Source organism: Pseudooceanicola atlanticus, from assembly GCF_000768315.1.
GTDB lineage: Bacteria > Pseudomonadota > Alphaproteobacteria > Rhodobacterales > Rhodobacteraceae > Pseudooceanicola > Pseudooceanicola atlanticus.
This window is the reverse complement of sequence record NZ_AQQX01000032.1, coordinates 1-18,189: the sequence shown is the minus strand read 5'-3', so window position 1 is coordinate 18,189 and position 18,189 is coordinate 1. Positions and strand designations below refer to the sequence as shown.

Here is an 18,189-nt window from a genome sequence, read left to right as displayed (position 1 = left end):
TTACTTTGTGGCGCAACCCGCGTCAAGTCTCTCCGTGTTTTTTTGCCTCGCCTCCCTCAGGAGCATCGCTCCGTCGTTCCGTCTGGCCCACCGTTGTGCGCCTCAGCGCCGCCGGTGAGGGGGTATTTACGGATAGGGCCGGATGTCCGCAAGGGCTTTTTTCGGCAAGTCGTCATCTTTTCTTCAATTACTTGGATTATCTTTTGAAAACATAGTGTTGAGCGACGTTTTTTTTCGCCAGCCCGCCTTGTTAGCGCCTTAGCTTCGCTCTCGTTCGCGTGAGGAAACACCAGATCTTGCGATATCCACAGGGTTACCCCCAAGAGAGCCTAGAATCTCGGCATTCGCTTCCCACGCGTCACCCGATTCACCCCCCGACTCGCGGGTGAATCGGGGTGAATCGGCGGGTCCCGGGGTCAGGCGCTCCGTTTGCGGCGCAGCGCCGGGAACCAGATCGGCAGACGCAGGGCGATCAGGCCGAGGATCGCCGCCATGTAGAGGAAGGGTTCGATCTGGAAGCCCTTCACCAGCATGATGAAGTGCAACGCCCCCAGGATCGCGATCGCGTAGACCATCTGGTGAAGCTTGCGCCAACCCGGCCCCAGCTTGCGCACCGACCAGTTGTTGGAGGTCACGGCAAGCGGGATCAGCATCAGGAAGGCGGCAAAGCCGACCGTCACATAGGGCCGCTTCGCGATATCGGCGAGGATCTGAGACATGATCTGCACGTCCAGCACCAGCCAGACCAGGAAATGCGCCAGGACATAGAAGAAGGTCAGCAGACCGATGGCCCGGCGATACTTGATCAGCCGGATACCGACATAGCGTTGCAGCGGCGTGATGCAGAGCCCGGCGATCAGCAGCCACAGGCTCCATTCCCCCATCTGGTGTTCCATCACCTTGACCGGGTCGACGCCCAGCCCGCCGGTCACGCCCATGTAGAACAGCCAAACCGGCGGCAACGCTCCCAGTATATAGAGAGGCCAGGCCGGAACACTGCGCGTGGCCTTGTTGATGCGGTCGGTGATGGATGGTCCGGCGGATTTTCCGGCCCCACCGACCGACGCGCTGCCGCTTTTGATCTGGTCGTTTCGTGCCGTCATTCTTTCCGCCTTCCGTATCTTCCGGGGCCCGGCGAGTTGGCGGGCCCCGTTTGGGTCAGTGTCGTCGTCAGTGTGGGGGTCAGAAATTCGCCTTCAGGTCCATGCCGGAATAGAGGCTCGCAACCTCTTCGCCATAGCCGTTGAACATGTCCGTCTCGCGGCGCGAGCTGAACAGTCCCGCGCCGATCACCCGTTCCGTGGCCTGGGACCAGCGGGGGTGATCCACCTCCGGGTTCACGTTGGAATAGAATCCGTATTCCCGGGCATTGGCATCGTTCCACGAGGTGAAGGGCATGTCGTCCTGCAGGGTGATGCGGACGATGCTCTTGATCCCCTTGAAGCCGTACTTCCACGGAATGACCAGCCGGATCGGCGCGCCATTCTGTTCCAGGATGTCCTGACCGTAGATGCCGGTGGCCATGATGGTCAGCGGATGCATCGCCTCATCAAGCCGCAGGCCTTCGCGATAGGGCCAGTCGAGAACCGGATACCGCAGGCCGGGCATCTCGTCCGGACGGGTCGCGGTTTCAAAGGCGACATACTTCGCGCCCGACTGGACGCCGACGCGCTCCAGCAGCTGGTTCAGCTCGAACCCGTTCCAGGGGATGACCATCGACCAGGCCTCGACGCAGCGCAGGCGATAGATGCGTTCCTCGATCTCGACCTGGCTCAGGATGTCTTCCAGCTGGTAATCGCCCGGCTTGTCGACCATGCCGTCGACCTTGATCGTCCAGGGTTCGGTGGTCAGCGCGCTGGCATACTTGGCCGGGTCTGTCTTGCCGGTGCCGAACTCGTAGTAATTGTTGTAGTTGGTGATGTCTTCCAGCGGATTGGGCTCCAGGCCCTCGGGCGCCGCCAGCGCCGGACCCGCGATCGAGCCGAGGCCGAGCCCCGCCGCGCCCGCCATGATCTGACGCCGGTTGAGGTAGAGACCCTCATCGGTCACGTCGCGGTCCTTGAACTTGCTCTTCCAGATATGGCTATTGCTGATGCGGGCCATCGATACCTCTCCCTTCGGGGTCACTTGCTTTACTTACGCAATACCCCGGTTCGAAGTTTCGGCCTAATGACCTCTCCTCAAACCCTCGTGGCGAGATTGAAACATTTTACCCGGCTCAAAGGTGCGCCTTGTTCACGTCGCCCGCATCGTGGCTGGGCCGCAATTTCGACAGCAGGATGGAATCGCCATTGGCCTGCACGACCCGCACATGGTGCCGCCGCATCCGGCGCGGTTCGTTGACGCCGACGGAATGGGCGATGGTCTCGACCTCCTTCACGATCTGCTTGGCGTAATTGGCGACCTTCTTGTACTTCTGTTCGACCACGAGGCCGCGTTGCAGATGCGGCTGGTGGGTGGTGATCCCTGTGGGGCAGGTGTTCTTGTCGCATTTCAGCGCCTGGATGCAGCCCAGCGAGAACATGAAGCCCCGCGCGGTGGTGACGAAATCCGCCCCCGCACAGATCGCCCAGGCCACGTCGGACGGATTGACCAGCTTGCCGCTGGCGACGATGCGGATGCGGTCGTGAAGGCCGAACCTGTCGCGCAGGTCGACGATCCGCAGCAACGCCTCGCGCAGCGGCATGCCGACCAGGTCGATCAGCGGCATCGGCGCGGCCCCGGTACCGCCCTCGCCACCGTCGATCGTGATGAAGTCGGGCGCGTGCACCGCACCGCGTTCCAGGATCTGCTGGAACAGCCCTTCATAGGCGTCCGAGGACCCGATCACAGTCTTGAACCCCACCGGTTTGCCGGTGACCCGCCGGATATGGGAGATCTGGTCCAGCAGCTCTCCGAAATTGCGGATATCCAGATGGCGGTTGGGTGACAGGCTGTCCTTGCCCATCTCGACCCCCCGGATCGCCGCGATCTCGGCGTTGATCTTCTCGCCGGGCAGGATGCCGCCCTTGCCGGGCTTCGCGCCCTGGGCCAGCTTCAGCTCGAACATCTTGACCTGCGGGTTCTTGGCAAGCTCGCGCAACTTCTCGTCGCTGAGGTTGCCATGTTCGTCGCGCACCCCGTATTTCGCGGTGCCGATCTGGAAGACGATGTCGCAATTGCCGGCCTTGTGATAGGGCGACAGCCCGCCCTCGCCCGTGTTCAGCCAGACCCCTGCCTCGGCCGCGCCGCGTGACAGCGCCTCGACCGCGGGGCGGGAAATCGCGCCATAAGACATGCCGGAGATGTTGAAGATCGACGGCGCCTCGTAGGGTTGCTTGGCATAGGGCCCGATCACAAGCGGCTTGGTCGCGGCGAACTGGTCGTCCAGTGGCGGGAAGGACGCGTTGACGAAAATTGGCGTGCCGGGGATCGACAGGTTCCGCGTCGACCCGAAGGCCACCATGTTCCCCTTGCCGCTGGACGAATGATAGACCCATTCCCGCTGCGCGCGGTTGAAAGGCATCTCCTCCCGGTCCATGGCAAAGAAATACTGGCGGAAGAACTCGCCCAGCGTGGAAAAGAAATATCGGAACCGCCCGATCACCGGGTAATTCCGGCGGATCGCGTCATCGGTCTGGGTCCGGTCCAGGAAGAACAGCACCAGCAGGGTCAGCGCGCCGATCCCGATGACCAGCAGGAAAAGCAGGGCCAGGTATTCCAGTGCCGATCCGACAAAGCCCATTCGAATTCTCCCGATATCTGATGGCGTTGTGCTGTCGGCACAGTGTCCGCTTCACGTGAAAGCAGCAAGACAAACCCGCCATTCCGCGCGGCTTCGCCTCGGGTGCCGCGGAAATTCTCGGCCCATAGTATAGCTCGCGCGCGCGGGCGCGAGGCAAAGACCTGATGACCTCGGTTGAAAGGCCCCGGTCTTGCGACGCGGATCACCCCGGATCGCCACCCGAAACCACCCGGATCAGCCGCCAGTCATAACAACATCGTCATTGGAAATCGCACGCGGCCGCAGCTTAGCGACCGGCCGCAAATCTCAAGGGGTCTGCGCGAAAATGTGACTGTGATCGGGGCGGCCCGGTCCTCCGTAATCCGATCAATGCCACACAGGGCAGCAACCCAATCAGGAGGAAATCACAATGTTCCGCAGAACGCTACTTACCCTGACCGCCGCCACGATGATCGCAGGCCCGGCTCTCTCCGCCAGCCATTCCAAGGACATCGTCGACACCGCAGCCGATGCCGGGTCCTTCACGACCCTGCTCGCCGCAGCCGAGGCCGCCGGCCTGGTCGAGACCCTGAAGGGCGATGGCCCCTTCACCGTCTTTGCACCCACCGACGATGCCTTTGCCGCCCTGCCCGAGGGCACGGTCGACACGCTGCTGATGCCGGAAAACAAGGACCAGCTGACCGCGATCCTCACCTACCACGTCGTGCCGGGCAAGGTGATGTCCACCGACCTCAGCGACGGCATGATGGCCGAAACCGTTCAGGGCCAGGAAATCACCGTGTCGCTGGGTGACAGCGTCATGATCGACGACGCCACCGTCGTGACCCCGGATATCGAGGCATCCAATGGCGTGATCCACGTGATCGACAGCGTCATCATGCCGTCCGAATAATCACGAAAGAAGGAACGGGTCCTCTCCGACCCCAGCGGTCCCGGCCTGTCCGGGGCCGCGCCCTACCAGCCCGACGGATCGCGTTGCAAGGGCACGATGAAATCGTCCTCCGGCTTCGGATCCATTGTGGCGCCGCAAAGCGCGGTAATGACAAAGACAGCGCCCAGAGGCGTCACGAACATCAGCAACAATATCGCCAGCACGACGAACAGCCACCACGTGCGCCGAAATAGGGGCATCACTCCGATCTTTCGCAGCAGTTTCATCTCGAGGTTCCAGATGTGGCGCGCAAATACTCCGACCCCGGTCAGTGCGCCGCCCACGCCATGGTGGATCTTGCCGTAAGCGGCATTCAAGTCGTCCCTGTCGTTCTTGCCGTCGCTCATCCGACCCCCACTGGCTCATTCTCTGGACATGACCGTAAGGCAGCATTCCGACAAGAGAAAGCCGTCACACCCAGTTGCAGTTCAGATACCGCAGCGGCGCGCGCTGCGCCTCTCCGCCCCGGTCCTCGCGGATCAGGATCGCGCCGCCATTCTCGACGCGCAGGCGCAGATTGCGGGTCCAGCTCTGTCCCTCTCCGGTGAAGTTGAACTGTCCGGCGACCTCGTCTGCCCCGACCTGCAAGCCCGGCGCCGGCACAGCGCGGGATTCGTAGAAGGTCAGGCTGTCGGGACCCACGACCATCAGCCCCTTGTTGTCGTCACGGTCCAGATCGCAATCCTTTTCGACCAGCCCCCAATGACCATGCAGCGACGCCGGGATCTGCCCCTCCGGACTGTCCCCAGCTTGCGGAATACATCCGGCCAAAGCGACCGACACGACACTGGCCAGCGCCCCGCTGGTAAAATTGGAAACCATGGCACACCTCCTTGATTACCGCGGAGCCTAGCAAGAACCGGGGCGGCGGCACGATCCCGGACATCCAGGACCGGCGGAAAGCCACCGGGCACGAAAAAGCCCGCCGGGATACGGCGGGCTTTCTCCTTGAGTTCAGCGCCTTAGTGCACAGTGGCCTCGTCGGGCTTCGTCCGGTCGGAGCGTCCGACCCGGTCGCCGATGATCAACCCGTCCGGCCCGGCCGAGATCGGCACCGTGTCGCCATCCTTGACCTCGCCGGACAGCAGCGCCTCGGCCAGCGGATCCTGCACGGCCTTCTGGATCACCCGCTTCAGCGGACGTGCCCCGAACACCGGATCGTAACCTTCATCGGCCAGCCATGTCAGCGCATCGCCATCGAGCTCAAGGTTGATCTTGCGACCCGCCAGACGCTTGCGCAGGCGGCGCAACTGGATATCGACGATCCCGTCCATGTCCTCGCGCTTGAGCCGGTCGAAGACCACGATCTCGTCGAGACGGTTCAGGAATTCGGGGCGGAAATGCGCCCGCACCGCATCCATCACGTCACGCTTGGCATCGCTGGCATCCGACCCTTCGGGCAGCTGGCTCAGCGCCTGAGACCCGAGGTTCGAGGTCAGCACGATCAGCGTCTGCTTGAAGTCGACCGTCCGGCCCTGGCCATCGGTAAGCACACCATCGTCCAGAACCTGCAACAGCACGTTGAAGACATCCGGATGCGCCTTTTCGACCTCGTCGAACAGGATCACCTGGTAGGGCCGGCGCCGCACCGCTTCGGTCAGCACGCCGCCCTCGTCATAGCCGACATAGCCCGGAGGCGCACCGATCAGCCGGGCCACGGAGTGTTTCTCCATGAATTCCGACATGTCGATGCGGACCATCGCGCTGTCATCGTCGAACAGGAACTCCGCCACGGCCTTGGTCAGCTCGGTCTTGCCGACACCGGTCGGCCCGAGGAACAGGAACGACCCAAGCGGGCGGTTCTCGTCGTTCAGGCCGGCACGGGCCCGGCGCACCGAATTGGCCACGGCACGAACGGCCGCATTCTGGCCGATGACCCGCTTGTGCAGACCGTCTTCCATGCGCAGCAGCTTGTCGCGCTCGCCTTCCAGCATCTTGGTCGTCGGGATACCCGTCCAGCGTTCGACCACCTGGGCGATCTGTTCCGGACGCACGGCCTCTTCGACCATGACACCGTCGGCTTCCTGCTTCTCGGCCTCGCCCAGCTGTTTCTCCAGCTGCGGGATGATCCCGTAGGACAGCTCACCGGCCTTCGCCAGGTCACCGTTCCGCTTGGCGATTTCCAGATCGGCGCGGGCCCGGTCCAGCTGTTCCTTCAGGTCACGGGCCGAGGCCAGCTTGTCACGCTCTGCCTGCCACTGGGCAGTCATCTGCGCGCTCTTTTCCTGAAGTTCGGCCAGCTCCTTCTCGCGGCCGTCCAGCCGATCGCGGGAGGCCTGGTCGTCCTCCAGCTTCAGCGCCTCGACCTCGATCTGCAATTGCAGGATCTGGCGGTCCAGCTGGTCCAGCTCCTCGGGCTTGCTGTCGACCTCCATCCGCAGACGGCTCGCCGCCTCGTCGACAAGGTCGATGGCCTTGTCCGGCAGGAACCGGTCGGTGATGTAGCGGTTCGACAGGGTCGCCGCGGCCACCAGGGCCGAGTCAGAGATCCGCACGCCGTGGTGCAGTTCGTACTTCTCCTTGATGCCCCGCAGGATCGACACCGTGTCCTCGACCGTCGGTTCGCTCACCTGGACAGGCTGGAACCGGCGGGCCAGGGCGGCATCCTTTTCGACATACTTGCGGTACTCGTCCAGCGTGGTCGCACCGATACAGTGCAGCTCCCCGCGGGCCAGCGCCGGCTTGATCAGGTTGGCGGCATCCATTGCGCCATCGGCCTTCCCGGCCCCGACAAGCGTGTGCATCTCGTCGATGAACAGGATGATCTCACCGGCAGCGGCCTCGATTTCCTTCAGGATGGCCTTCAGCCGTTCCTCGAACTCACCGCGATATTTCGCACCGGCGATCAGCGCACCCATGTCGAGCGCCAGAAGCCGCTTGTTGCGCAGGCTTTCGGGCACGTCGCCATTGATGATCCGCAGGGCCATGCCCTCCGCGATCGCCGTCTTGCCGACGCCCGGTTCACCGATCAGCACGGGGTTGTTCTTGGTCCGGCGCGACAGCACCTGCATCGAGCGGCGGATCTCGTCGTCGCGCCCGATGATCGGATCGATCTTGCCTTCCTCGGCGGCGGCGGTCAGGTCGCGAGCGTATTTCTCGAGCGCCTCGAACGTGTCCTCGGCGGATGCGGAATCGGCGGTGCGCCCCTTGCGGACGTCATTGATCGCCTCGTTCAGCTTCTGCGCCGTGACACCGCCGGATTCCAGCGCGTCCTTGGCCGGCGACCGGACCAGCGCAAGCGCGGTCAGCAGCCGTTCGACGGGCACGAAACTGTCCTTGGCTTTCTGCGCGACCTTCTCGGCCTCGGCAATCACCTTGACCGTGGCATTGTCCATGTAGACCTGCCCGGCATCGCCGGTCACGGCGGGGATCTTCTTCAGCGCGGCGTCGAGATTGGTGACGATGGCCTTGGCATCGCCCCCGGTCTTCGCGATCAGGTTGGCGGCCATGCCCTCGGGATCGTCCAGCAGGGCTTTCAGGATATGTTCAGGGGCCAGGCGTTGGTGATTTTCGCGGATCGCGATGGTCTGGGCGGCCTGGATGAACCCACGCGACCGTTCCGTGAACTTGCTCAAGTCCATGGTTCTTCTCCTCTTTGACAAGCGTCCCTCTGGGAGCACCCTGTTCAGGCGTGTCTCCGCGGAACCTTGATCTTCAGATGGGGAGCCACATCGGCGGGTTCAAGCCGATGTGACCGCGATTTCAGGAACAAAAGCACCATAACACGGGTTTTGTCTGCAAGGCGCCCCCACATAGGGGGTATCGAACAGCAATCAGGAGGGTCCAGTGATGAACGTCACGACCGAAATCCGGAACATTGCCTACAATCCCGCCACGCGGGCCTTCGAAGCACGCGTGACCGTCAAGGATAACGGGCTCGACTACACCTATCCCTGCGCCCTGCGCGCGCCGCTCGACATGGATGCCGGGGTCGTGTCCCGCCGCCTGTCGGAACTGGCCCGCAGGCGCCACAGCCGCGACAATCGCCCGATGCATTCCCATCGGCCCGACACGGTTCTCAGCGATTACCTCCCGCCCGAGGTGACCGCAGCGACCGATGCGCTTTGGAAACGGCTGCTCCGCGCCGCCTGACCTTGCCGAAATTTGAATCCCGCCCTGGCCTGTCTCGTGGGGCGGGTCGGTGCGTCCGTCTGCCAGCGGGCCACCATCCAGGCCGGCGGAGGGCATGGTGCTTTTGCCCGAGGCATCTCTCTCCGTCGGTCGCTTTTTCAGGGCACGTTCGTCCAGCAGGTCGGCATCGATCTGGATGCGCCCCTTGACCGGACAGCCGCGCATGGTGACAAGGCCACAGATGCTGCGCCAAGGAACCCTGCCCATGTCCGTCACCCCTGCCAAAGCCCCCGCCTCCGACAAGCTGATCGTCGCGCTTGACGTGCCCAATGCCGTGGCCGGGCTCGACCTGGCCGGACAGATCGGTGACGCGGTCAGTTTCTACAAGATCGGGCTCGGCATGCTGACCGGCGGCGGCCTCGCGCTCGCCAACGAACTCAAGCAGGAGCACGGCAAGCGTATCTTCCTCGACATGAAGCTGTTCGATATCGGCGCCACGGTCGAGGCGGCGGTGCGCGGTCTGACCCAGTTCGACATCGACTTCCTGACCGTGCATGGCGACCCCCATGTCGTGCGCGCCGCGATGCAGGGCGCGGCCGGGTCGGGGACCAAGATCCTCGCCGTGACCATCCTCACCTCGCTCGACCGGGGCGATCTGGATGACGGGCTGATGATCGAGGGCACACCGCACGATCTGGTGATCGAACGCGCCGGCCGCGCCTTCGAGGCCGGGGCCGACGGTGTCATCGCCTCCCCGCAGGAGGCCGCGGATATCCGTGCCCTGCCCGAAGCCGCGAACCGCCTGATCGTTACCCCGGGCGTGCGTCCCGACGGCGCCGATCTGGGCGATCAGAAACGCGTCGCCTCTCCTGCAGCCGCCATCGCCAACGGGGCCGATCACATCGTCGTCGGCCGCCCCGTCTGGAAGGCCGACAAGCCCCGCCTTGCCGCCCAGGCCATCCAGTCGGAGCTCGCCGCCCTCTGACCCCGAAGGCCCCGACCGGAGCCGCGCACCCCATGACCCGCCCCGCCGATCCCCGCAGCCAGGCCATCCGCGCGTTCGCCCGGCAGCAATTTGGCCTGCGCGGCACGTTGCGCCTGCATCGCGCGGCGCTTGGCTGGGATCTGCTGCGCGCGCCGATCAACGTGCTGCTGGCCCCGGTCTTCCTGCTGACCCGCATTCTCGCCTGGCTGACCCGGCTGGCGCGCTGGCCTGCGTTTTCGGCCTGGCTGTCCAGCCGGCGCATCTTCCTTGAAACCGCCGTCGCCGCACAGGTTGACACAGCCGTGACTGCGTTCATCGCCGACCTGGACCACCGCGGCATCGGCCCCGACGCCACGCCCGACCACGTCCGCGCGGAGATTGCCGATTACACAGCCACCCGCGGTGCTGTGGCCGAGATGGTGACGACGCTCCTCGTGCTGCTGTCGGGCTACCTGCTGTTCTCCGCCGCGACGCCGGGCATCATCTCGCTCGCCGGACCCATGGCCGAACTGCGCGCCCGCAGCACCGCGATCGACAGTTTCGCCCTCGGTCCCGGGCTCGGCAGGCTCTATTACGGGGTTTTCCCGACGGCCCTGTCGCCCTGGTTCGTGCTGGGTACGGGGGTGGTCCTGGCGATGCTCGGATCTCTCGTCACGACGTTCGCGGGACTGCTGGCCGATCCGCTTCAGGTCGCCACCGGCACGCATCGCCGCCGGTTGGACCGTCTTCTGACCCGCCTCGACGCCGCCTCCGACTCCGGTCTCGCCCGCGAACACCTTCTGGCACGGACGGGCGATCTGTCTGACATGGCGCTCAGCCTCTGGCGGATGATCCGGGGCTGACCTTGCGAGTGGCGGCACTACCAATATACGTTTCGCCACAAACCATCAGCACAGGTGCTCATTGGATGGGGCGCTGTCATTTTCCAAGTATGCAAGGATCATGGCGCGGGTCGCTTCCTTATGTTTGTCTCTCCATTCCTCGGAACTGATATCGATAGCAAAGATTGTCGAAAGCGTGTGCATGTTTGAGATGTGGAACTGAGTAAGGGCTACCAATTGCACATAAAGGACGAGTGGATCGATCCCTGGCCGGATGCATCCGGCTTTTTCGCCGCGGTTCAGAAGCACACCGATTTGTTCCAGAACTGGGGAGGACATCTTCCCGATAACCTGCGACTCCTTCATGTGCCGTGCTCTCTCAATGTTTTCATTCGTCAGAAGACGAACCAAGTCCGGTGTCCGACGGAAATGCTCGTTCAGAAAGTCGAACAGCTTCAACAGGCCAGCAATCGGCGGTTCATGTGCGAAATCAACCAACATCTCACGTTCACGCAGACCTGAAAGACTGCCTTCGAGCACTGCGAGGTAAAGACCTGATTTTCCTCCGAAATGATGATAGATCATACGTGGATTGGTCTTGGCCCTTTTCACGATACGCTCGATCCGCGCACCCGCGAAACCATGAGCCACGAACTCCTGATGCGCAGCGGCACGGATCCGTTCTTCTGTACTGACTTTGGGTCTGCTGGATGTCTTATCTGTCGTCATCGGTTATTGATCTGCCAGCTTGCTACGTATCTCAGAAGAGCGCGGTCTGTGCCCGGAGCACCGATCAGGGATAGGCCACCGAATTGTGTCGGGATCTGAACCTGCGGGGCTCCGGCATGTCCTGCCAAGGCACAGATTGCAAGCGCAGGTGGATAGAAATCACCGATTGTCTCGCCATCCGCGTTCCTAGACAGCGCGGCCACCGGCGCTGTCGGGATTATGGCCACGCGACCCGGCGGGAGTGCTTTGCGCAGGGCGACGGAGAAATGTTCCCTCAGCGTCTCTTCTCGGGTGGTCGGGGCCGTATCGGCCAGTGCCTCGTCGAACCGCATAGCCATATCCGGGGCGAAAATTGGTTGTATGTTCCGCAAAGCCTCACCGAGGCTTAGCCTGATATCGCGTGCCTGCAAGCGGGCGTAGACTTGATGGTAGTCCTGCCAATCCGCAGCAAAGAGACAACCGGATTCGATTGTGGCAAACGCTTCTGCTTCCCGACCAAGGGCAGTGCCGTGGTCGGTATTGCACAGGGCAAAAACGTCTTCCGCGACAAAGACCTCCTGAACAGGCGGCACAGGTCTCGCCGGCAGAAGCACGTCACCGATCCTGGCAAGCGTTGAGGCGTCACGTGCAAACCATCCGATCGTATCGTAGCTGGGCGCGAAGGCGGTCACGCCAGCCATGTCCAGGACACCATGACTTGGACGGATGGCAAACAGGTCGCAAAAAGCCCCTGGAATGCGGACTGAGCCACCGGTATCGGTGCCAAGCGCAAAATCACAGGCGCCTGCTGCGACGGCGACGGCCGATCCGCTGGACGACCCGCCGGGGAGGCAGTCGGGCCGGACGGGGTTCACCGGTGTTCCATAATGCGCATTCCGACCTTCAAGGCTAAAGGCTAGTTCGTCTGTAATCGTCTTTCCAATGCAGTGAGCACCGGCATTCAATAATGTTTGGACCATAGGCGCGCTCACCTGCGCCACAGGGGACGCAGCCAACCAATCCGGATTGCCGGCACCGGTTTTTTTGCCCTCTAAATCGATCAGATCCTTCACAGCGAAGGTCAGGCCCGACAAAGGCCCGCCTCGCTTGCCCGGTAGATCAAACCGTCCCCCGGGGATAAACGCCGTATCCGCGATCGAGGGGCTGTCACCGATCACACCGGTTCCTTCAACGCTTTCAGAACTGCACGCGAATCGCAGACGAAACCGAAGCATTTTTTGACGTTCCAGATCGAAGCCTCGGTGCAGAATTCCGGAGACGTCGTGGCGCAACAATCGGTGACCATGATGCAACCATAGCCCAGGAAATTCGCATCCGTGAGCGTCATCATTACACATTGGTCTGTGTTCACACCCGCGAACATCACGGTCTTGATTCCCAGATTGCGCAGGATGGAATCCAGGGGAGTATCCCAGAACCCGCTGATGCGGTGCTTGTCGACCTGATAATCCTCGGGATGTGGGGCCAGTTCGTCGACGGTTGCAGCAGCCCAGCTGTCCTTGGTCAGCACTTTGTGGCCGTTCGGCAAGTCCTCGGTGATGCCGGTGCCACGACCCGTGGGCTTATAGAGGTGGATCTGATTGGGCGGCAGGTTGGCAGCGTCCGGCCGGACGCCCCAATTTACCCAGATGACAGGGACGCCCGCTTCGCGCAGTTCGGGCAATAGTGCTTGCAGCGGCTCAATCGGGGCCCGGTCGGGTTCGTAGTCGCCACCGATATGATCAACCCAGCCGCCTTTGGTGCAAAAGTCGTTCTGCATGTCGATAACGACTATGGCGGTGCGATTGAGATCACAGATGACCGTTTGCGGTTCGGTCGAGATGTGGATGCGCCGTGGTTCCGGTTCTCTCATCGACATGTCGATGGTATCTGGCGTGGCATTCCAGTGGAACGTCCTTCCGATGCCCAGGGCACCGGCGTCCTTCATGGCGGTGGTATCGTCTTTCATTGCGAATATCTCCTGTCCGGATGACTGGATCGACACTGCGCTGTGCGTTCGCAACTGCCCATCAGAAGTGTGAACAGACCCCGTAATCTTTGACCAAATGTCCTATTATCAAGCGCCCAAACCGCACGCTCGCTCAAAAAGTAAACATTTACTTACTAAACCGATCTCCCGTGTCGGTCTTTCCTTCGTGATCGAAAAGAATCGGGTTTGGCTCCTCTCAACCCGGATGGTCAAAGCATCAAGACGCGCAGACAGGACGGGCTCACACTGGGTATCATGAGAGGACCAGAAATGCTGAACCGACGTCATTTTGTAGCCATTGCCGCCGTCTCGGCGGCGCTTCTTTCATCCACCTCCGCCATCGCGGCCGATGCGCATAAGGTCGGGATCCTGATCCCAGGCTCCAAGTCCGACAAAGGCTGGATGGAGTCCGGATATAACGGCCTGCTCGCCGCACAGGAAAAATATGGCGAAAACCTCGAAGTGCAGATGATCGAAAACATCAACTACGCCGATATGGAGCAGGCCCTGACCCAACTGGCCATGGGCAACGAACTCGTCATTGGCGTCGGCGGTCAGACCCAGCAGGCCGTCTACAAGATCGCTCAGCGATTTCCCGACACGAAGTTCTCCATCGTCGGCGGGAACGAAGGAATGGAGGCCTCGAACGTCGCGGGCTATGACGTAAAGCAGGCCGAGATCGCGTTTGTCGCTGGCGCAGCTGCTGCGATGATGTCGGAAAACGGGGCCGTCTCCTATGTCGGAGGAATGGAGATCCCGTCGATCGTTAATGCCGGCAAGGAATTTGGCGCGGGCGCGAAATACATCAACCCCGACATCAAATACTTCGAGGCCTATACCGGGGACTTCGACGATGTCGCCGGATCGAAGGAAGCCACACTCGCCGCGATCAATCAGGGGGCGGACGTGCATTATCACATCCTGAACCTTGGCCTGCGCGGCATGGAACAGGCGGCAACCGAAAACGGCACGCACATCATCGGAAGCTATTCCAATTATTGCGGCACCGACCCGCTCTACATTGCCTATTCTATCACTGGCGTCGGCTACCAGGTAGAATACGCCATCGATCAGCTGGTCGAAGGCACGTGGGAACCAGGCTACATGCCGTTCGGCCTCGCCATGGGCAAAGACGCCTCTGACATGATCGTCTGTGAAGGCGATGAAGAGATGAAGGCCACGCTCGAGGAAATCATGCAGAAACTGCTCGACGGCGAAATCTCGACGCTGGAAGGCTGAGATATGGCGGCGGACAATCTTCCTCCGCTGTCCTTGGATGCCGCGCCTCTTTTCAGTATGCGCGGCATCAGCAAGGCGTTCGGTAACTTCATGGCGCTGAGCGGCGTCGACCTCGACCTGAACGCAGGCGAAATCCATTGCCTACTCGGAGAGAACGGGGCTGGGAAATCGACGCTCTGTAATCTGATCTTTGGCGTGCACGCGCCATCTGATGGCAAAATGAACTACCTTGGTGCTCCACACGATCCGGGCGGGCCTCGCGATGCACTGGACGGTGGGATCGCCATGGTGCACCAGCATTTTTCACTGTCCCCGGACCTGTCGGCTCTGGACAACCTTTTGCTGGGCAGCACGCTGAAACGCTTGAATCGCAAGTCTGCACAGGCAAGGATCGAAGCCCTGGCAGACAGCTACGGGCTGAAGCTGGACCTGACCCAGCGAGTTGGAGACCTGGCTGTCGGCGAACGCCAGCGGGTCGAGATCGTAAAGGCCCTTGTCCGACGGCCAAGGCTGCTGATCCTGGATGAACCGACCGCAGTCCTACTGCCCGAAGAAATTTCAGCGCTGCTGAAAACCTGTCGCAAGGTCGCGGACGAAGGCTGCGGCGTTGTCATGGTCACGCACAAGCTGGCCGAAATCCGTAGCGCGGCGGACCGTGTCACCGTCATCCGGACCGGCAAGGTTGTCGCTAAGTCAGATGCTCCGGCCAAAGAAATGGACCTACTCGTCAGCGCAATGATCGGTCGCGAAGACTTGCCAGATGCCGCCCGCCAACGACTGCGAAAAGGCGGGAGGCGCGGCCCGGATGTCATGCAGGCCGACGGCCTGAGCTATCGCGACGCTATGGGCGCACTCCGCCTCGACAAAGCGAGCTTCACCGTGACTGCAGGTGAGGTGGTCGGCATTGCCGGTGTCGAGGGAAACGGCCAGACCGAATTGGGCAATATCCTTGGCGGCGTACTCCGACCGACGGAAGGACGTTGGTTTGCCGGTGATTATGACCTGACCCATGCCCCGGCACGCAACGCGACATCACATGGGGTCGGGATTGTTCCGGAAGATCGCCATGGCGTCGCAATCGCCGAAGGCATGAGTGTAACCGACAATATCCTGAACAACCGGGTCGCAGCCTACACGCGCTTCGGTTTGCTGGACAGAAAGCGGATGAAGGCTGATGCAGCCGAGTTGATGTCCAGGTTCGACGTACGCGCCTCCGGCCCGGACATTCCGATTGCAGGGCTATCCGGCGGAAACCAGCAAAAGGCTGTTCTGGCGCGCGAATTGACAACACCAGGCCTGAAATTCCTCCTCGCAGCGCAGCCGACACGCGGTCTTGATATCGGCGCCGTCAACTCCGTTTACGACATGATCCGACAGGCCTGTGACGATGGCGTTGGGGTGCTGCTGATATCCTCAGAGCTGGACGAAGTTCTGGCCGCCTCTGACCGCATCCTCGTGATCTACCGTGGTCGCATCGTGGCGCAGCGCAACGCGAATGAGACAAGCCGAGAAGAGATCGGCGCCTTGATGGCGGGTCAAGCTGCATGACCAAAAGAAATTTGACGCAGATCCCCGGTGCCATCCAGATCCTATCGGTTCTTGCAGCCTTCTTTGTCGGCCTCTTGTTGATCCTTGCCACCGGCGCGTCTCTCTCACAATCGGTGACGGCCTTTGTACAGGGCGCCTTTGGGACCGGGTATTCGATCTCGGTATCTATCAACCGCGCCGTGATCTTCGCTTTGGTTGGGTTGGGCTTCATCATAGCGGCCCGTGCCGGCCTGACCAATGTGGGCGGCGAGGGTCAAATCGCCATCGGGGGAATGGCTGCGACGGCTGTCGCGCTCTACGGTGGAGCCGAAGGTCTGCTTTGGCCATTTAGCTTTCTCTACCCCATGGTCGCCGCTTGCATTGCAGGGGCTGTTTGGGCCGGTATTGCGGGCTTTCTCAAGGTCAGGGCGGGCACGAACGAAGTCATCTCGACCCTGTTACTGTCCTTCATCGCAATCTGGCTTGTCTACTGGTCGGTCCAGTCGCCGGTCCTGTTGCGACAACCCATGACCTCCGCCGCAACACTGCCCGAGTCCCTTTCCATTCCCGTGACAACACAAATTCCTCTGCTGACCGGATCCTATGCATCACCCGTGACTGCGGGCGCAATAGTCGCATTGATCCTGGCCATCTTCACCTGGGTGTTGCTTGGACGCTCGATTTTCGGCTTCCGTCTGCGGATGGTCGGAGAGAACCCAACCGCAGCTCTGCGCGCCGGAGTATCCGTCGACCGCGACATGGTCCTGGCTCTGGCGATTGCCGGCGCTTTCGGCGGCCTGGCCGGCGCAATGATGATCCAAGGTGAGCAATACGCGCTCAAGGCCGGTTTCTCCTCCAACTACGGCTTCGACGGTCTGGTCGTCGGTCTGTTGGCCCGAGGACGTGTCTCAGGGGTCATCCTTGGCGCGCTTCTCTTCGGCTTCCTGCGGTCCGGCGGGATCATGATGGAAATGGCAGCCTCCGTTCCGACGGCACTTGTCCAGATCGTTCAGGGCCTGATCGTGATCTTCGTCGCTGGCGCTGCCTATTGGCTGGAAGGAAAACGCAGATGAGCTGGGACCTGATAGGGCTTTTTCTCGCATCCACACTGCGGTTGTCTGCCCCGTTGGCCTTCGCCGCAATGGGAGAATACATCTCGGAAAAAGCGGGCGTCCTGAACATGAGCGTCGAGGGTATGATGCTGACAGGCGCCTTCGCGGGCGCCGTAGGATCATGGATGACTGGCAGCCCGATGCTCGGCATGCTCTTCGGCCTGATCGCCGTGTTACCGGTAGCCGGCCTACAGGCATTCATGACGAACGTCATGCGCGCCAATCAGATCGTCACTGGCATCGGCATCAACATCCTCGTACTCGGTGCGACGACCCTGGGCTACCGTCTGCTTTTCGGGGCACGCTCACGCGAAGTGATCCCAGGATGGGACAAGTGGGAGCCTTGGCCACTGACCCAACTCCCCGCCATCGGTCCAGCCTTTTCGCAAATCTGGCTGGTCTACATGATCCCCGTGGTCGGTTTCGCGATCTGGTGGGTGATGTACAGGACCGGCCTCGGCATTGCCCTGCGCGCAGCGGGGGACGAACCGCGCGCCGTCGCCAATTCGGGCATACCCGTACGCTGGTTGCGCACCGGGGCAATCATGGCCACAGGTCTTCTATCCGCACTTGGCGGCGTCTTTTTTGTCCATCGGTGACATCCATTCCTTCACCGAAGGCATGACCCGGGGAGCCGGTTACCTGGCTATTGCCGCCGTGATCTTCGGCAACTGGCGCATTCTGCGCACGATCCTCGCATGCCTGCTTTTCGGCGCTGCCAATGCCCTTCAGTTCCAGTTGCCTGCCATAGGCTTCAACGTACCAAGTGCTCTGTTGATAATGATGCCCTACCTACTGGCCCTCGTGGCAGTGGCAGGTCTTGCCGGGCGGCAACGATCCCCCGCATCCCTTACGAAACCCTGGTAGGTCGCATGTCCGTTTCAGCATCTTCTGCCGAAGGGGTCGTATGCACGCCGCATCCGCTGGCAACAGAGGCCGGCCTCGTGATTCTTCGCCAAGGCGGCACAGCCGCCGAAGCGGCAATTGCCGCGGGTGCAGTCCTCACGGTCGTTTGCCCTCATTTCTGCGGACTAGGGTCAGGATGCATTGATTTCCCCCACAGCGCGTGATTCACGGCTCC

The 18,189-nt window shown here is 61.8% G+C and carries 19 protein-coding genes; 10 read left to right on the top strand and 9 right to left on the bottom strand.

All coding sequences use genetic code 11. The annotated features are described in order from the left end of the window. Nucleotides 1-416: 416 nt before the first annotated feature. The 3 genes from msrQ to ATO9_RS22810 all read right to left on the bottom strand — a co-directional run bounded on the left by msrQ (nt 417) and on the right by ATO9_RS22810 (nt 3,724). Entirely contained in the window at nt 417-1,103 is a 687-nt protein-coding gene (msrQ, locus tag ATO9_RS22820) for a protein-methionine-sulfoxide reductase heme-binding subunit MsrQ (protein WP_081979732.1), read from the bottom strand. Between the two features lie 79 nt (nt 1,104-1,182). After that, the gene (gene msrP / locus ATO9_RS22815) at nt 1,183-2,103 is read right to left on the bottom strand and encodes a protein-methionine-sulfoxide reductase catalytic subunit MsrP (protein WP_043755023.1); all 921 of its coding nucleotides are present in this window, start codon (nt 2,101-2,103) and stop codon (nt 1,183-1,185) included. A 115-nt stretch (nt 2,104-2,218) separates the two neighbouring features. Continuing rightward, nucleotides 2,219-3,724: an FMN-binding glutamate synthase family protein gene (locus tag ATO9_RS22810; protein ID WP_043755020.1), complete on the bottom strand. Its 1,506-nt coding sequence runs from the start codon at nt 3,722-3,724 to the stop codon at nt 2,219-2,221. A gap of 409 nt (nt 3,725-4,133) precedes the next feature. Here ATO9_RS22810 and ATO9_RS22805 point away from each other — a divergent pair, with 409 nt between their 5' ends. Next, entirely contained in the window at nt 4,134-4,616 is a 483-nt protein-coding gene (locus ATO9_RS22805; protein ID WP_043755017.1) for a fasciclin domain-containing protein, read from the top strand. Nucleotides 4,617-4,678: 62 nt separating this feature from the next. Here ATO9_RS22805 and ATO9_RS22800 read toward each other — a convergent pair whose 3' ends face one another. The 3 genes from ATO9_RS22800 to clpB all read right to left on the bottom strand — a co-directional run bounded on the left by ATO9_RS22800 (nt 4,679) and on the right by clpB (nt 8,236). Further along, complete coding sequence (locus tag ATO9_RS22800) at nt 4,679-5,002, bottom strand: hypothetical protein (RefSeq protein WP_043755014.1); 324 nt, start codon at nt 5,000-5,002, stop codon at nt 4,679-4,681. A 64-nt stretch (nt 5,003-5,066) separates the two neighbouring features. Beyond that, nucleotides 5,067-5,477 carry a hypothetical protein gene (locus ATO9_RS22795; protein ID WP_052418555.1) on the bottom strand — a complete coding sequence of 137 codons (411 nt, stop codon included), beginning with the start codon at nt 5,475-5,477 and terminating at the stop codon, nt 5,067-5,069. Nucleotides 5,478-5,617: 140 nt separating this feature from the next. After that, nucleotides 5,618-8,236 (bottom strand): ATP-dependent chaperone ClpB, encoded by a 2,619-nt coding sequence (gene clpB, locus ATO9_RS22790; RefSeq protein ID WP_043755013.1) that lies wholly within the window; start codon nt 8,234-8,236, stop codon nt 5,618-5,620. Nucleotides 8,237-8,444: 208 nt separating this feature from the next. Between clpB and ATO9_RS22785 the strand changes: the two genes are divergently transcribed. From ATO9_RS22785 to ATO9_RS22775, 3 genes are all read left to right on the top strand, one after another. Next, nucleotides 8,445-8,747, top strand: a complete 303-nt coding sequence (locus ATO9_RS22785) for a hypothetical protein (RefSeq protein WP_043755011.1) — start codon at nt 8,445-8,447, stop codon at nt 8,745-8,747. Between the two features lie 244 nt (nt 8,748-8,991). Continuing rightward, nucleotides 8,992-9,711, top strand: a complete 720-nt coding sequence (gene pyrF / locus ATO9_RS22780) for an orotidine-5'-phosphate decarboxylase (protein ID WP_043755007.1) — start codon at nt 8,992-8,994, stop codon at nt 9,709-9,711. 32 nt (nt 9,712-9,743) lie between these two features. After that, the gene (locus tag ATO9_RS22775; protein ID WP_043755003.1) at nt 9,744-10,553 is read left to right on the top strand and encodes a DUF6635 family protein; all 810 of its coding nucleotides are present in this window, start codon (nt 9,744-9,746) and stop codon (nt 10,551-10,553) included. A 45-nt stretch (nt 10,554-10,598) separates the two neighbouring features. Here ATO9_RS22775 and ATO9_RS23775 read toward each other — a convergent pair whose 3' ends face one another. Genes ATO9_RS23775 through ATO9_RS22760 form a run of 3 tightly spaced genes read right to left on the bottom strand, consistent with a single transcriptional unit; the run spans nt 10,599 to nt 13,209 of the window. Further along, on the bottom strand, nt 10,599-11,261 hold the full coding sequence (locus ATO9_RS23775; protein WP_081979731.1) for a TetR/AcrR family transcriptional regulator: 663 nt from the start codon (nt 11,259-11,261) through the stop codon (nt 10,599-10,601). Further along, nucleotides 11,258-12,418, bottom strand: a complete 1,161-nt coding sequence (locus ATO9_RS22765; protein ID WP_052418553.1) for an amidase family protein — start codon at nt 12,416-12,418, stop codon at nt 11,258-11,260. Before ATO9_RS22765 ends, ATO9_RS23775 begins: the two co-directional genes overlap by 4 nt. Further along, nucleotides 12,415-13,209: a cysteine hydrolase family protein gene (locus tag ATO9_RS22760; protein WP_043755000.1), complete on the bottom strand. Its 795-nt coding sequence runs from the start codon at nt 13,207-13,209 to the stop codon at nt 12,415-12,417. The genes ATO9_RS22765 and ATO9_RS22760 overlap by 4 nt, the downstream gene beginning before the upstream one ends. A 291-nt stretch (nt 13,210-13,500) precedes the next feature. Between ATO9_RS22760 and ATO9_RS22755 the strand changes: the two genes are divergently transcribed. The 6 genes from ATO9_RS22755 to ATO9_RS24985 are packed head-to-tail and all read left to right on the top strand — an operon-like array spanning nt 13,501 to nt 18,178. After that, the gene (locus ATO9_RS22755) at nt 13,501-14,469 is read left to right on the top strand and encodes a BMP family protein (RefSeq protein ID WP_043754997.1); all 969 of its coding nucleotides are present in this window, start codon (nt 13,501-13,503) and stop codon (nt 14,467-14,469) included. 3 nt (nt 14,470-14,472) lie between these two features. Further along, nucleotides 14,473-16,017 carry an ABC transporter ATP-binding protein gene (locus ATO9_RS22750; RefSeq protein WP_052418552.1) on the top strand — a complete coding sequence of 515 codons (1,545 nt, stop codon included), beginning with the start codon at nt 14,473-14,475 and terminating at the stop codon, nt 16,015-16,017. Next, nucleotides 16,014-17,069, top strand: a complete 1,056-nt coding sequence (locus tag ATO9_RS22745) for an ABC transporter permease (protein ID WP_052418551.1) — start codon at nt 16,014-16,016, stop codon at nt 17,067-17,069. Before ATO9_RS22750 ends, ATO9_RS22745 begins: the two co-directional genes overlap by 4 nt. Then, nucleotides 17,066-17,707 (top strand): ABC transporter permease, encoded by a 642-nt coding sequence (locus ATO9_RS22740; RefSeq protein ID WP_202902180.1) that lies wholly within the window; start codon nt 17,066-17,068, stop codon nt 17,705-17,707. The genes ATO9_RS22745 and ATO9_RS22740 overlap by 4 nt, the downstream gene beginning before the upstream one ends. Beyond that, a complete protein-coding gene (locus ATO9_RS24660; RefSeq protein ID WP_202902179.1) occupies nt 17,694-17,975 on the top strand; it encodes a hypothetical protein in 282 nt (93 codons plus the stop codon). Before ATO9_RS22740 ends, ATO9_RS24660 begins: the two co-directional genes overlap by 14 nt. Nucleotides 17,976-17,980: 5 nt before the next feature. Further along, nucleotides 17,981-18,178: a gamma-glutamyltransferase gene (locus ATO9_RS24985; RefSeq protein WP_081979729.1), complete on the top strand. Its 198-nt coding sequence runs from the start codon at nt 17,981-17,983 to the stop codon at nt 18,176-18,178. The last annotated feature ends 11 nt before the right edge of the window (nt 18,179-18,189 follow it).